Source organism: Streptomyces griseus subsp. griseus, from assembly GCF_000720255.1.
Classification (GTDB): domain Bacteria; phylum Actinomycetota; class Actinomycetes; order Streptomycetales; family Streptomycetaceae; genus Streptomyces; species Streptomyces griseus_I.
The window spans coordinates 105,075-118,801 of sequence record NZ_JOJE01000014.1 but is presented as its reverse complement, the minus strand read 5'-3'; the positions used below and the strand labels follow the sequence as shown (position 1 = coordinate 118,801).

At 70.4% G+C, this 13,727-nt stretch carries 12 protein-coding genes; 4 read left to right on the top strand and 8 right to left on the bottom strand.

The annotated features are described in order from the left end of the window. Positions 1 to 71: 71 nt before the first annotated feature. Positions 72 to 1,208, top strand: a complete 1,137-nt coding sequence (locus tag IG99_RS20765; protein ID WP_037676218.1) for a methyltransferase — start codon at positions 72 to 74, stop codon at positions 1,206 to 1,208. A 46-nt stretch (positions 1,209 to 1,254) separates the two neighbouring features. Here IG99_RS20765 and IG99_RS20760 read toward each other — a convergent pair whose 3' ends face one another. Next, positions 1,255 to 2,103 carry a class II fructose-bisphosphate aldolase gene (locus tag IG99_RS20760; protein ID WP_037676131.1) on the bottom strand — a complete coding sequence of 283 codons (849 nt, stop codon included), beginning with the start codon at positions 2,101 to 2,103 and terminating at the stop codon, positions 1,255 to 1,257. 34 nt (positions 2,104 to 2,137) lie between these two features. After that, entirely contained in the window at positions 2,138 to 3,031 is an 894-nt protein-coding gene (locus IG99_RS20755) for an SIS domain-containing protein (RefSeq protein ID WP_037676128.1), read from the bottom strand. A 121-nt stretch (positions 3,032 to 3,152) separates the two neighbouring features. On the opposite strand from IG99_RS20755, the gene IG99_RS20750 reads away from it, so the two are divergent. Both IG99_RS20750 and IG99_RS20745 read left to right on the top strand, forming a co-directional pair. Further along, positions 3,153 to 3,932 (top strand): DeoR/GlpR family DNA-binding transcription regulator, encoded by a 780-nt coding sequence (locus IG99_RS20750; protein ID WP_037676126.1) that lies wholly within the window; start codon positions 3,153 to 3,155, stop codon positions 3,930 to 3,932. Positions 3,933 to 4,017: 85 nt separating this feature from the next. After that, positions 4,018 to 5,835: a glycoside hydrolase family 15 protein gene (locus IG99_RS20745; protein WP_037676123.1), complete on the top strand. Its 1,818-nt coding sequence runs from the start codon at positions 4,018 to 4,020 to the stop codon at positions 5,833 to 5,835. A gap of 267 nt (positions 5,836 to 6,102) precedes the next feature. On the opposite strand, the gene IG99_RS20740 is transcribed toward IG99_RS20745, so the two are convergent. Beyond that, positions 6,103 to 7,437, bottom strand: a complete 1,335-nt coding sequence (locus tag IG99_RS20740) for a glycoside hydrolase family 68 protein (RefSeq protein ID WP_051865679.1) — start codon at positions 7,435 to 7,437, stop codon at positions 6,103 to 6,105. 177 nt (positions 7,438 to 7,614) lie between these two features. Then, positions 7,615 to 8,628, bottom strand: coding sequence for a LacI family DNA-binding transcriptional regulator (locus IG99_RS20735; RefSeq protein ID WP_234311905.1), 1,014 nt, complete (start codon positions 8,626 to 8,628; stop codon positions 7,615 to 7,617). Between the two features lie 785 nt (positions 8,629 to 9,413). Here IG99_RS20735 and IG99_RS20730 point away from each other — a divergent pair. Beyond that, complete coding sequence (locus tag IG99_RS20730; RefSeq protein WP_463607316.1) at positions 9,414 to 9,986, top strand: AMIN-like domain-containing (lipo)protein; 573 nt, start codon at positions 9,414 to 9,416, stop codon at positions 9,984 to 9,986. A gap of 5 nt (positions 9,987 to 9,991) precedes the next feature. Here the strand turns inward: IG99_RS20730 and IG99_RS20725 are convergent, their stop codons facing one another. From IG99_RS20725 to IG99_RS20710, 4 genes are read right to left on the bottom strand one after another with little or no spacing between them, the layout of a single operon-like run. Further along, complete coding sequence (locus IG99_RS20725; RefSeq protein ID WP_037676117.1) at positions 9,992 to 10,615, bottom strand: hypothetical protein; 624 nt, start codon at positions 10,613 to 10,615, stop codon at positions 9,992 to 9,994. Further along, on the bottom strand, positions 10,612 to 11,478 hold the full coding sequence (locus IG99_RS20720; protein ID WP_037676116.1) for a carbohydrate ABC transporter permease: 867 nt from the start codon (positions 11,476 to 11,478) through the stop codon (positions 10,612 to 10,614). The genes IG99_RS20725 and IG99_RS20720 overlap by 4 nt, the downstream gene beginning before the upstream one ends. Further along, positions 11,475 to 12,428 (bottom strand): carbohydrate ABC transporter permease, encoded by a 954-nt coding sequence (locus IG99_RS20715; RefSeq protein WP_037676115.1) that lies wholly within the window; start codon positions 12,426 to 12,428, stop codon positions 11,475 to 11,477. The genes IG99_RS20720 and IG99_RS20715 overlap by 4 nt, the downstream gene beginning before the upstream one ends. Continuing rightward, a complete protein-coding gene (locus tag IG99_RS20710; RefSeq protein WP_037676113.1) occupies positions 12,425 to 13,708 on the bottom strand; it encodes an ABC transporter substrate-binding protein in 1,284 nt (427 codons plus the stop codon). Before IG99_RS20710 ends, IG99_RS20715 begins: the two co-directional genes overlap by 4 nt. Between the last annotated feature and the right edge of the window lie 19 nt (positions 13,709 to 13,727).

The window sequence follows — 13,727 nt, the reverse complement described above, 5'->3', positions numbered from 1 at the left end:
CATCCTCCCTCACCGGCCCACCAGGCCCTGAGCTGCTGCTCGGTTAGCCTTGACGCACGATGGACGACCGTATGACGACGCCGTGGGGCGAGGTCGCGCTGACCCGCTTCCCCGAGGACCCGCGCGACAGGCTGCGCGCCTGGGACGCCTCCGACGACTACCTCCTCAGGCATCTCGCGGAGCGGGAGGTCCCGCTGCACGGCACGGTGGTGGCCGTCGGGGACCGCTGGGGCGCGCTGGTCACGGCGCTCGCGGCGCACCGCCCGACGCAGATCACCGACTCCTTCCTCACGCGGGAGGCGACCCGGGCGAACCTCGTACGCAACGGCGTCGAAGCCGGTGCCGTACGGCTGCTCACCACCCAGGACCCGCCGCCCGGGCGGGTGGACGTCCTTCTGGTACGGGTGCCGAAGAGTCTGGCGCTGCTCGAGGACCAGTTGCTGCGGCTGGCGCCCTCGGTGCACGCGGGCACGGTCGTCGTCGGCACCGGCATGGTGAAGGAGATCCACACCTCGACGCTGACGCTGTTCGAGCGCGTCCTCGGCCCCACCCGCACCTCGCTCGCCGAGAAGAAGGCCCGGTTGATCTTCTGCACGCCGGACCCCGCGCTGACGCGGACCGCCAACCCCTGGCCGTACAGCTACGCACTGCCGGGCGATGCCGGCCTCGTCTCCGGGCGGACCGTCGTCAACCACGCGGGCGTGTTCTGCGCCGACCGCCTCGACATCGGCACCCGGTTCTTCCTGCGGCACCTGCCCGGGACGCGCGGGCCGCGCCGGGTGGTGGACCTGGGGTGCGGCAACGGCATCGTGGGGACGGCGGTGGCGCTCGCCAACCCCGAGGCCGAGGTGCTGTTCACCGACGAGTCGTTCCAGGCCGTGGCGTCGGCGGAGGCGACGTACAAGGCGAACGGGGCTGCCGGGCACGCCGAGTTCCGGGTCGGGGACGGGCTCGACGGGGTGCCGTCCGGGAGCGTGGACGTGGTGCTCAACAACCCCCCGTTCCATTCCCATCAGGCGACGACGGACGCGACGGCGTGGCGGATGTTCACCGGGGCGCGGCGGGCGCTACGGCCGGGCGGCGAGCTGTGGGTGGTGGGCAACCGGCACCTCGGCTACCACGTCAAGCTCCGCAAGCTCTTCGGCAACAGCCATCTGGTGGCGAGCGACCCCAAGTTCGTGGTGGTCAAGGCCGTCAAACGGGGGTGAGCGGAGCCCCGCGGCGGGGTCGGGTCGGACAGCCGCGTTCCGGTGTTCAGCGCAGCGCCCGGATGAGTCCCGCCACCGTGCGTGCCATCTCCTCCCGCCCCGCTGTGAGGTACTTGCGCGGATCGACCGCCTCGGGATGCGTGTGCAGGAACTCCCGCACCGCGCCGGTGAGGGCGAGGTTGAGGGCGGTGCCGATGTTGACCTTGGTGATGCCGCCGGCGACGGCTGCGGACAGCTCGGCGTCCGGCAGGCCCGAGGAGCCATGCAGGACGAGGGGGACGTCGAGCGCGGCGGAGAGACGCTCGAGGAGGGCGTGGTCCAGGGTGGCGGTGCGGGTCGTCATGGCGTGCACGCTGCCGACGGCCACGGCGAGGGCGTCGACCCCCGAGTCCGCGACAAAGGCCCGGGCGGCCGCCGGGTCGGTACGGGCCCCGGGGGCGTGCGGGTCGGGCGGCGGCCGGCCGTCCTTCCCGCCGACTTCTCCCAACTCCGCCTCGATCCAAAGATTTTGACCGTGTGCCCAGTCGGCGGCGGCCTGGGTCGCGGCGAGGTTCTCGGCGTACGGCAGACGGGAGGCGTCGTACATCACGGAGCCGAAGCCGGCGTCCGCGGCCTGGTGCAGCAGGGCGTCGCTCTGTACGTGGTCCAGGTGCAACGCGACGGGGACACCGGCCTGTTCGGCGGCGGCCACGGCGGCGCGGGCAAGGGGCAGCAGGCGTCCGTGGTGGAACTTCACCGCGTTCTCGCTGACTTGGAGCACGACGGGCGATGCCACGGACTCGGCTCCGGTGATGACGGCCTCGACGTGTTCCAGGGTGACGACATTGAAGGCGGCGACGGCGGAGCGGGCCGCGGCGGCGCCGGTGACGAGCTCGCCGGTGGTGGTGAGGGGCACGGCCGGTCCTTCCTCGGGGTCAGGGGGGCGAGGATCAGCGAGCCGGTGAGGGGGTGAGGATCACCGAGCGGGTGAGGTGGCGCGGCCGGTCGGGGTCCAGACCGCGGGACTCGGCGACGGCCACGGCGAGCCGCTGGGCGCGGACCAGTTCGGCGAGCGGGTCGAGGCCGCCCTCGATCCACAACGCGCCCGTCTCGCCGACCTGTCGGGCCAGCCCTTCCGGCGCCGTGCCGAACATCCAGGTGGCCGTTTTGGTGGTGGTGACACTGATGGGGCCGTGCCGGTACTCCATCGCCGGGTAGGACTCGGCCCAGGACTGCGACGCCTCGCGGGTCTTCAGCGCGGCCTCGTGGGCGAGGCCCACGGTCCAGCCGCGTCCGAGGAAGGTGAACTGGGCGCACTCCACCAGCCCTTGGGGCAGTTCCGCGTCCAGTGCGGTGCGGGCGTCGGCGACGACGGCTTCGGAGTGCAGCCCCAGGCGGGCGCGGAGCAGGGTGAGCGCCGTGGTGGCGAACCTGGTCTGGACGACGGAGCGTTCGTCCGCGTAGTCGAGGACGACCACGTCGTCGGCGGCCGTCATCACGGGGGTGTGCGGGTCGGCGGTGAGGGCGGTCGTGCGGCTGCGGCCCTTCAGGCGCTCCAGCAGGTCGATGACCTCGGTGGTGGTGCCGGAGCGGGTGAGGGCGACGACCCGGTCGTAGGTCCGGCCGTGGGGGAACTCCGAGGCGGCGAAGGCGTCCGTCTCCCCTTGGCCCGCCCCCTCGCGCAGCGCGGCCACGGCCTGCGCCATGAAGTACGAGGTGCCGCAGCCGACCACCGCGACACGCTCCCCCGGCACCGGCAGCAGGCCGCCGCACTCCTTCGCCTGTGTGGCGGCGCGCGCCCAGCACTCGGGCTGGCTGTTCAGCTCGTCCTCGACATGGCTCATGCCGACACCCTCCCGCTTGATTTTTCCTGCAAGATACAACGCACTTTCGAGCACGATCAAGCATTCGAAGAGGGAAAGTGTGCGCTAGGGTCGCCGGGAGGTCGGTGAACGGAGGGTGCGGATGTCGCGCGACGCCCGGTGGAAGGCGCTGCTGGAGGTGCTCGTCGAGCGCGGCCGGCTGGACGTCGAGGAGGCGGCGGCCGAGCTGTCGGTATCGGCCGCGACGATCCGGCGTGACTTCGACCAGCTCGCCGAGCAGCAGATGCTGGTGCGCACACGGGGTGGCGCGGTCGTGCACGGGGTGTCGTACGAGCTGCCGCTGCGGTACAAGACGGCCCGCCGCGCCTCCGAGAAGCAGCGCATCGCCAAGGCGGTGGCGGATCTGATCGCGCCCGGCGAGGCGGTCGGGCTGACCGGCGGGACGACCACGACCGAGGTGGCGCGGGCCCTGGCCGTGCGCGGTGATCTGACCTCCGGTTCGCCCGCGCTGACGGTCGTCACCAACGCGCTCAACATCGCCAACGAGCTGGCCGTGCGGCCCCAGTTCAAGATCGTGGTGACCGGCGGGGTGGCGCGGGCGCAGTCGTACGAGCTGGTCGGGCCACTCGCGGACGGTGTGCTGGGGCAGATCACACTCGACGTGGCGGTGCTCGGGGTGGTCTCCCTCGACGTCACGCACGGCGCCGCCGCGCACGACGAGGAGGAGGCCGCGATCAACCGGCTGCTGTGCGAGCGCGCCGAGCGGGTCGTCGTCGCCGCGGACTCCAGCAAGCTGGGCCGGCGGGCGTTCGCCCGGATCTGCGCGACGGAGTCGGTGGACACGCTGGTCACGGACTCGGCGGCCGGGACGGAGACGGTGCGGGCGTTCGAGGAGGCGGGCGTGCGGGTCGTGACCGTCTGACATCACGCTCCTCGCCCGGGCCCACCTGGTCGATTCCACCTAAGCTGGAAATTGCGCTGCGCGGGCCGACCCCAGGGAGGCTGCCATGACGGAGAGGTCGGGGGGCGGTCGCTATCTGCCGATCTCCGAGCACGGGCTGATCGGTGATCTTCGCAGTGTGGCCCTGGTGGGCACCGACGGCACGATCGACTGGTACTGCTGCCCGTCCTTCGACGCCCCCAGCGTCTTCGGTTCGATCCTGGACGCGGAGCGCGGCGGGTCCTTCGAGCTGACGGCGGTCGGGCCGGCGCGGACGAAGCAGTTCTACTTCCCCGACACCAACGTCCTGATCACCCGCTTCTTCACCGATGACGGGGTCGGCGAGGTGCAGGACTTCATGCCGGCCGGCGGCGGTGCGGCGGAGGCCGAGCGGCATCGGCTGATCCGGCGCTTGGTGTGCGTGCGCGGTTCGCTGCCGTTCCGGGCACGGGTGGCGCCGCGGTTCGACTACGGCGCCCGGGAGCACACCCTGCGCTTCGTCGGTGACGTGGCGGTCTTCGACTCCGGCGAACTGTCGCTGGCTCTCACCGCGACCGTTCCGCTGGAGGCCGAAGGGCCGGACGTGCGGGCGGAGTTCAAGCTGGCCGAGGGCGAGTCGACGGTGTTCGCGCTGGACCAGGTCGGCGGTGAGGTGTCGCCGCGCCGATGCGCGCGGACGGAGGCGGACGAGCAGTTCTCCGCGACGGTGGCGTACTGGCGGCACTGGCTGTCCGCGTCCAAGTACCGTGGCCGCTGGCGGGAGATGGTGCACCGCTCGGCGCTCACGCTGAAGCTGCTCACCTACGCGCCCACGGGCGCGATCGTGGCGGCGCCCACGACGAGTCTGCCCGAGACGTTCGGCGGCGACCGCAACTGGGACTACCGGTACCTGTGGGTGCGCGACGCCGCGTTCTGTGTCTACGCGCTGCTGCGGCTGGGGTTCAGCGGCGAGGCCGAGGCGTTCATGCGGTTCGTGACCCGGCACATCAGTCCGGGTGACGGCAAGGCCTCCGGACCGCTGCAGATCATGTACGGCATCGACGGCCGCGCCGATCTGCCCGAGCGCGAACTTGCCCATCTGGAGGGGCACGTCGGGTCCGCGCCGGTACGGGTCGGCAACGCGGCCGCCGATCAGCTCCAGCTCGACATCTACGGCGCGCTCATCGACTCCATCTACCTCTACGACAAGTGGGCGCAGCCCATCTCCAGCGGCCAGTGGGACGACGTGTGCGCGTTGGTCGACTGGGTGTGCGCGCACTGGGACCAGCCCGACGAGGGCATCTGGGAGACGCGGGGTGGCCGCAAGAACTTCCTGTACTCGCGCCTGATGTGCTGGGTGGCCATCGAGCGGGCCATCCGGATGGCGAACCGGCGCGGCCTGCCCGCCGACCTGGTGCGCTGGCGGGAGTGCCGGGACACGATCTACCGGCGGATCATGACCCGGGGCTGGTCCGAGCGGCGCGGGGCCTTCGTGCAGCACGAGGACGGCGATGTGCTCGACGCGGCCCTGCTCATGATGCCGCTGAGCAAGTTCATCGCGCCCACTGATCCCAAGTGGCTGTCCACGCTGGACGCGCTCACCGAGGAATTGGTGTCCGACTCGCTGGTGTACCGCTACGACCCGGCGGCGAGTCCGGACGGGTTGCGCGGCGACGAGGGCACGTTCTCCATCTGCTCGTTCTGGTTCGTCGAGGCGCTCGTGCACGCGGGCCGGGTGGACGAGGCGCGCCTGGCCTTCGAGAAGATGCTCACCTACGCCAACCATCTCGGCCTGTACGCCGAGGAGATCAGCCACCGTGGTGAGCAACAGGGCAATTTCCCCCAGGCCTTCACCCATCTGGCCCTCATCAGTGCCGCGTTCAACCTGGACCGGGCACTGGGCTGAAGGTGCCTCGGACGACTGCGGGGGGACCGGCGCCCGAGTGGGGCGGGCGCCGGTCCGTAGTGCCCTTTGTGCCCGACCCGCGGATGGTCCGTAACCCCCGTGAAGCCAAGAAGTGGTGATTTCTCGCGTTGTCCGTCGCCCTCGCCACAGTTCGGGCCATTCAGAGCGTATGGCTGCTCCCCCTCACCCGCAGGCGAGCAGTGCCACGACGGACAGGGGGGCGGCTGATCGCACTAGCCGCCCCCCTCCCCCGACGCTCAGACGGGATTACGGTATGAAGCCGTAGCCCAACTGGCCGACCAGCTTCGTCCGGTCGTCCTTCAGAGACAGCGCGAGCGTGCGTGCGAGGGTGCCGCCGAAGCGGGTCCCGCCGTCGGCGGTCGGGACCGTGTCGATGAAGCTCTCCACCAGCCCGTTGGGCATCACGTAGTGCGAGTACTGCTGTGTCGGGGCGTCCTCGGGGTTGCCCAGGACCAGCGCGCTGCCGTTGAGCGGCCGGTAGTCGCTGCGCAGCCCCGCGCCGACGAACCCGTAGAGGCCGTCCCAGCCGCTCAGCCCCGGCGCGAACGTGAACTTGTGGCTGATCGTGAACAGGTAGTACTTGCCGCCGCGGATGACCAGGTGCGGCCGTTCGGTCTGCTGGTTCACGCAGTTGGCCGAGAGCAACGGGGGCTGGAGCTTCCAGTTCTCCATGCTGTCGCCGTCGGCCGTGGCCAGCCCGATGTTGCCCGTGTAGTACTTCGCGTCCTCCGGCACCTCGTGGCCGGCCGGGACATCACCTATGTCTCGCTTGGTGCACTGGTACGTGCCCGCGGCACCGCCCGTGTTGCCCTCGAACAGCAGGTGGACCTTGCGGTCCCGCGGGTCGCGGAAGACGAACGGGTCACGGAAGGCGTAGATGATCGGGCCTTGCTGCGACTGTTCGAGGGTCTGGTACAGCTTGCCGTCGGCCTGGGCGATGATGCGGTGGTCCTGGAAGCCGGTGAACCACACGCGGTTCTTGTCCGCGTGGATCTTGCCGGTCGCCTGCGCCAGACGCTGCAGGGCGTCGTTGGGGTCGACCCCGCCGTCGTCGCGCCCGGAGGCGGTGTAGAAGGAGTACACCTTGTCGCCGATGAGCGCCGCCGAGCCGGCCCACTCACGTGACCCGAACGAGGTGCCCGGCTGGAACAGGTCGCCGCCGTACTTCCAGCTCTTGGCGTCACGCGAGTAGAAGTAGCCGATCTTCGCGTACCAGTGCCGGTCACCGAACGGCACCGAGCGTGGAGCCGTCAGCGAGAAGATGACGTGCCAGCCCTTGTAGGTGGCGGTCTGGGTGGTGAGCTTGGTGAGCGGCCAGGTGTCCCACACCCACACCTTGTCGGTCATCACCGGGAAGTCGGGCGACACGCGAGGGGCGGTGTTGGTCCTGTCCTGCCGGAGTTTCAGGGCGTCCGCGCGGGACCACACGGCTGTGTAGTCGTCGTCGGCGCTGTACTGCCGTGTCCCGGTCCGGGACGGTTCGTGGGGGGAGGCGGAAGCGGGAGTAGCGATGCCGCTCAGCGTCGCGAGGGCTGCCAGACCCGTCGTCAGCCGGAGCAGCACTCGTCGTGCTCTGTACATACGTCACCCTTGGGGGGAAGAGGGAACGAATGGAAGCTGTGGATCCGGTTCCATCGTTGACAGTACCTCAATGCCCCTGCGAAACAGCGCACTTGTGAGGCGGAGTTTCAGATATGAGCAGCGGTTGGAGTTGCGCTGTGGAAGATCGTGGAAACTGATCCGTCGGCGTACCGCGGATCAGGCTCCCGCGGCGGCTGTCGTACGCCGAGGCACGAGCTCCAGTTCCAGCATCTGCTCGAGGGGGTCCCCAAGGGGCCGGCCGATGCGTTCCAGCAGCAGGCGCGCGGCGATCCCACCGCTGGTGCGCAGGGGCTGGCGTACCGTGGTCAGCCCGACGTAGGCCGCCACGTCGAGGTCGTCGAAGCCGACGACGGACAGTTCCTGAGGGATCCTCAAGCCCGCCGAACTCGCCGCTTCGATCACCCCCAGCGCCTGGGTGTCGGACGCGGTGACGATCGCGCTCGGGGGCTCCGGAAGGGCCAGCAACTCGTCGGTGAGGCGGTGCGCCACCGCGCGGCCGTGGGGTCCGACCCGGACGTACGGCTCCTCCAGCGCAAGGCCGTGCGCCTGCAGCGCCAGTTCGCAGCCCTCGCGCCGACGGGCGCTCGCGCTGAAACGGAAACGATCGTCGGCGACCTCGCCCATGAACGCGATCCGACGATGGCCGAGTTGCAGCAGATGACGCGTCGCCAGCATGCCGCCGCGCACGTCGTCGATCACCACACGTGGCAGGTCCGGGTGTTCACAGTCCAGCAGCACCGTGGGCAGACCGGCCCGTGCCAGCTGCTTCGCGTCGTCGTCGGTCGGAGAGAGCGAGATGGCCAGCAGCCCGTCGAAGCGGTCCCCGGCCGCCACCGCCCGATACTGCTGATCACGCTGATCCGGTGTGGCCACGTCGAGCAGAGTGAGGTCGTGGTCGCTGCCGTGCAGCACGTGTGAGATGCCGCGCAGCCGCTCGACGACCGACGGCTCGGTGGCGAAGGGAGCGATGACGGCGATGCTCTGGGTGCGTCCCGTGGACAGGGCGCGAGCCCGCCGGTTGGGGCGGTAGTCCAGATCCCGGATCACCCGCAGCACCCGCTCGCGGGTGTCCTCGCTGACATTCCGGCTGTCGTTCAGGACGCGCGAAACCGTGCCGACGCCCACCCCGGCTCGGACCGCGACATCGCCGATGGTCGCCCGCTCTCCCACGGCCGTTACAGTACCCGACCTCGCAGCTCAGCCTGCTCATGCGCATATCCTCCGCTGCCCGGTGCCGGTCGGGCCTCGGGTCCGCCTGGCGACCTGAGTCGGGGATTCGCCGTGGGTTCGGTATGAGTCGTCCGGGTCCGAAGATTCCGCCCTTGCGGTGACCGATGCCCGACGGGTCGTGCTGGAGGGCTGGGTGCGTCACCGCACGACGACTCGTCGGACAGGCCGTCCGGAGCGAGGTGTCCACCGCTTCGTCCAGGCCCTCGAACGCGACACCCGCGCCTGGCTCGCCGACTGGAACGAGCACCCGCGCCATTCGTCTGGACGAAGACCGCCGACGAGGTCCTCGACAAAGGCGCCGCCTACTGCCGACGAATCTCCGACTCGAATCACCGGCCGCCCTACCGGACGAGCCACCTCCCGCACAGCGGAGCGAGGCGCCTCGTCAGCCAGCCGGTCCGGCGACGTCCGGGCGTCCTGGGCGAGTTGAGGTCGGGACACAGCGGAGGTACACCCCGCCGCCCCCTGCTGTTTCCCGACGCACTCCTGGTTCCGCCGCTCAGGGCTCCCCCGTCCCCACGACCGTCTACAGGCCGCCCCGCCTCTTCGTTGTCGTCCCCGTCCCGCCTGCGACACCCTAGCGGTCGGTGGGCACCCGCAGAGACGGCTGTCCACCGGAGAGTGACGGCACACCACCCGTCGGAGGGATGCCGGAAACGGTGCAACCATTGGGGCGTCCGGAGTGTCCCATCTGACAACACACCCGCACACCCCGGGGGGACATCGTGATCCGTACCAGAACCGCATGGGCCGCCGCCGCTCTCATGACCGCGACACTCGCGGTGGCGGCGGTGCCGGCCGAAGCCACTCCGGTCGCCGCCACCACGGCGGCCACCGCCTGCCCCACCGGCTGGGGCAGCGTCGACAAGTCGTTCACCGCTTCCACCGCCAAGCCACTGAAGAACATCAGGACCGGCCGCCACGACTGCTACGACCGGCTCGTCTTCGACATCCCCGGCGCGGGCGCCGGGGAGCTGGGGTACTCCGTCGGGTACGTCGACCACTTCTACTTGGACGGGTCGGGCCGCGAGGTGCCGGTCAGTGGCGGCGCCATCCTCGAGCTGCGGGTGCACGCCCCGGCGTACGACCCCGAGACCGGGCAGGCCTCGTACCCCGGGGCGTCCGGCCGTCCCCTCCCGGGCGTGAACCTCACCGGGTACCGCACCTTCCGGGACGCCAAGTACGGGGTCAGCTTCGAGGGCGACACTCAGGTCGGCCTGGGGGTCCGCGCCCGGCTGCCCTTCCGTGTGCAGGTGCTGACCGACCACATCGTGGTGGACGTCGCCCACACCTGGTGACCGGCTCACGCCGTCTCCCGCACGTCCTCCCTTCCCGTGCGGGCGGCGGCGTGGCGTACGTCGATCCCGGTGAGCGCGAGTGCCAGCGGCCCCGGCGCCAGGAAGGCGAGCGGCAGCAGCATCCAGGCGCACAGCGCGGCGGTGATCACCGCCAGCAGCACCAGCGCGCTGCCGCCCGCGTCCCGTACGGAGTCCCGGGCGGCAGCGCGGACCGCCGACCGCCAGTCGGTGAGGGACTCGGGGCGCGCGATTGCCCTCAGGCCCACGACCGTGGCGCCCGCGCAGATCGACGCGGCCGGCACGGCGAACAGCGATGCCCCCGGCAGCCCCGCTCCGGCCAGCGCGAGGTCCGCCGCGCCCAGCAGCACACCCGCGAGGGCGACGGCCCCGGCGACCAGGTCACCGGCCCGCAGCCGCTGTCGTAGCAGCGCGAAGTAGCGTCCGGCGGTGGCCGGTCGGCCCTCCCCCGCGCCCCGCAGCACCGCGCACGCGGTGGACAGCGCCGCCGGTGCGGTCAGGAGGGGCAGGCAAGTCACCGCCGTGGCCAGGCCGACGCTCAGCATGTCGGCGAAGAGGGTCGTCCGGGGTCCGAAGACCTCACCCGGCTCGCGTGTCCGCACGCCGCTCACCCCTTCAATCCGGAGCTGGCCATGCCCTCGACCAGGAACCTCTGGAAGGCGAGGAAGAACAGCACGATCGGCAGCAGCGCGATCACCGACATCGCGAACATGGGGCCGAACGCCGACTGGCTGGAGGCGTCCACGAAGGATCGCAGGGCGAGGGTGAGGGTGAACTTCTCGGGGTCGAAGAGGTAGATGAGCTGGGTGAAGAAGTCGTTCCACGTCCAGATGAAGGTGAAGATCGCGGTGGTGATCAGCGCGGGCCGGGTGAGCGGCAGCACCACCTGGAAGAAGCTTCGGAAGGGACCGCAGCCGTCGATGCGGGCCGCCTCCTCCAGTTCGCGCGGGAGGCCCCGCATGAACTGCACGATGAGGAAGACGAAGAACGCCTCCGTGGCGAGGAACTTCGGCAGGATCAGTGGCCAGTAGGTGTTCACCAGGCCGAGCTGGTTGAAGATGATGTACTGCGGGATCAGCACGGCGTGGTGCGGCAGCATGATCGTGGCGATCATGAAGGCGAACAGGGGTCCCCGCATACGGAACCTGAGGCGGGCGAAGGCGTAGGCGGCGAGCGAGCAGCTGATGACGTTGCCGAGGACCGCGCCGCCCGCGATCAGCAGGGAGTTGGACAGCAGCCGCCATATGGAGACGTCGTTGACGCCCTCGAAGGCCGTCTTGTAGTTCGACCACTCCAGGTGGCTGGGCAGCAGGTTCAGGCTGGCGATCACCTCGTCGGCGGGCTTGAGCGAGGTGGCGAGCAGCCAGGCCAGCGGGTAGAGCATGATCAGCAGGGCGGCCAGGCAGCCGAGGTGCAGGGCGAGCCGCCCCCAGCGAACGGGTTTGCGGGACACGGAGGTCGATACGGTGGTCATCGGACTCCCCCATCTGCGTCGGACGCGTAGAAGACCCAGGAGCGCGAGGTGCGGAACAGCACCGCGGTGACGGCTCCGATGACGAGCAGCAGCACCCATGCCATGGCGGAGGCGTAGCCCATGTGGGAGGCGACGAAGCCGCGGTCGTAGAGGTACATGGTGTAGACGAGGGTCGAGTCGGCGGGGCCGCCCTTGCCCGCGCTGACGGCGAAGGCGGGGGTGAAGACCTGGAAGGCCTGGATGGTCTGGAGGACCAGGTTGAAGAAGAGCACCGGGGACAGCATCGGCACGGTGACCGACCTGAACTGCCGCCATCGTCCGGCACCGTCGACGGCGGCCGCCTCGTAGAGCTCGGCGGGGATCTGCTGGAGACCGGCGAGGAAGATGACCATGGGCGCGCCGAACTGCCACACCGTCAGCAGCGCCACGGCGAGCAGCGCCCAGCCCGGCTTGTTGACCCAGCCGCCGGTGCCGAGCAGGTTGTCGACGGTTCCGCCGTCGTTGAAGAGCGCCCGCCACACGAGGGCGATCGACATGGAGGCGCCGAGCAGCGAAGGGGCGTAGAAGGCCGAGCGGTAGAAGGCCCGGCCGCGCTTCATGGACTTCAGGGCGAGGGCGACGAGGAGCGCGAGGGCCAGTTGCAGGGGAACGGCGATGACGACGTACGTCAGGGTGGTGATGACCGACCGCCAGTAGCGGGGGTCCTCGGTGAACATCTGCACGTAGTTGCGCAGGCCCACCCAGCGGGGCGGGTTGAACAGGTCGTAGTCGGTGAACGAGAGGTACAGCGACACGGCCATCGGCAGCAGCGTGAGGACGATCGCGCCGAGCACCCACGGGGAGAGGAACACCCAGGCGGCGCCCTCACGTTCGCGCTTGGGGCGGCGTTTCGGGGTGCCGGCCGGTTGGTACGGGCGTGCGGTGGGTGCGGGGATGTCGGTGGTGGTCATGACCTCAGCTCCGCCTTCGCCTCGGTGACGTAGTTCTCGGCCGCCTCGCGGGGCGACATGCGCGTGTAGGAGACCTGGTCGTAGTCGCGCTGGAAGGTGGTCTGCAGGGCGTTGTCACCCGAGGGCGGAGCCTGCGGCGGGTCCTTCAGGGTGCCTTCCAGGGAGGCCTGGAAGTCGGCGACGGTCTTGTCGAAGTCCTTCAGCTGGGACGCGGTCTCCTCGCGGATGGTCTCGTTGACCGGGATGCCGCGGGTGGCGCCGAGGATCTTCGCCGCCTCCCGGCTGTTGATCATGAAGTCGACGAGTTCGGCGGCCTCCTTCGGGTGGCCGGTGTTGGCCGCGACGCCGAGGAACATCGACGGCTTGAAGTACTGGCCGGGTGTGCCGTCCTTCCCGGACGGCATCGGTGCCAGCGCCACCCCGCCCTTGACGATCGCGAGGTAACCGCTGGACGGGGCGTCCCAGTTGGTGTCGGAGGTGGCCTTGCCGCGTCCGAGGGGGGTGTTCTCGACGGAGCCGTCGAGCTGGGTGGTCTGCTCGGCCGGGGAGACGGCGCCCTCGCGGCGGAGACCGTCGGTGAAGGTCCACCAGCGGGTGAGGTCGTCGGTGGTGAAGCCGAGCCTGCCGTCCTTGGTGTAGAGGGCCTTGCCCCTACCGCGCAGCCACACCTCGAAGGCGTCCTCGCTCTGGCCGGGGTCGGTGGCCCCCGGCTTGCCGGTCTTCCTCGCCAACGCCCGTACGGCGTCGGCCCATTCGGTCCAGGTCCAGCCCAGGCGCGGTAGCGGCACCCCGGACGCCTTCCACGCCTGGACGTCGTAGACGACGGTCTCGGTGCCGCGGCCCTGCGGGACGGCGTACTGCGCGCCGTCGACCCGGCCGGTGCCGAGCAGGCCGGGGTCGATCTCGGAGGTGCGGAGTGTGGCCTTCTCTTTCGCCAGGTCCAGCAACACGCCTCCGGAGGCGTACTGGTCGATCTGGCGGTAGTCGAGCTGCATCACGTCGGGGGCGTCGCCGCCCGCGGCCTGGGTGGCGAGCTTCTGTTTGTAGGCGTCGTAGCCGGAGAACGACGTCTGCACCGTGACGTTCGGGTGCTGTTTCTCGAACAGGGCGACGGCCTGTTCGGTGCGTTCCGCGCGGTCGGGGTTGCCCCACCACGTGTAGCGCAGCACGACCTTGCCGCCGCCGACCGATTCCCCGGATCCCCCGCAGCCGGCCAGCACCGCGCAGAGCGCGAGTGTCAGAGCCGACGCGCAGAACCCCTTTGTCCTGTGTCCGGGCATGCCGAGGTCACCTCATCCT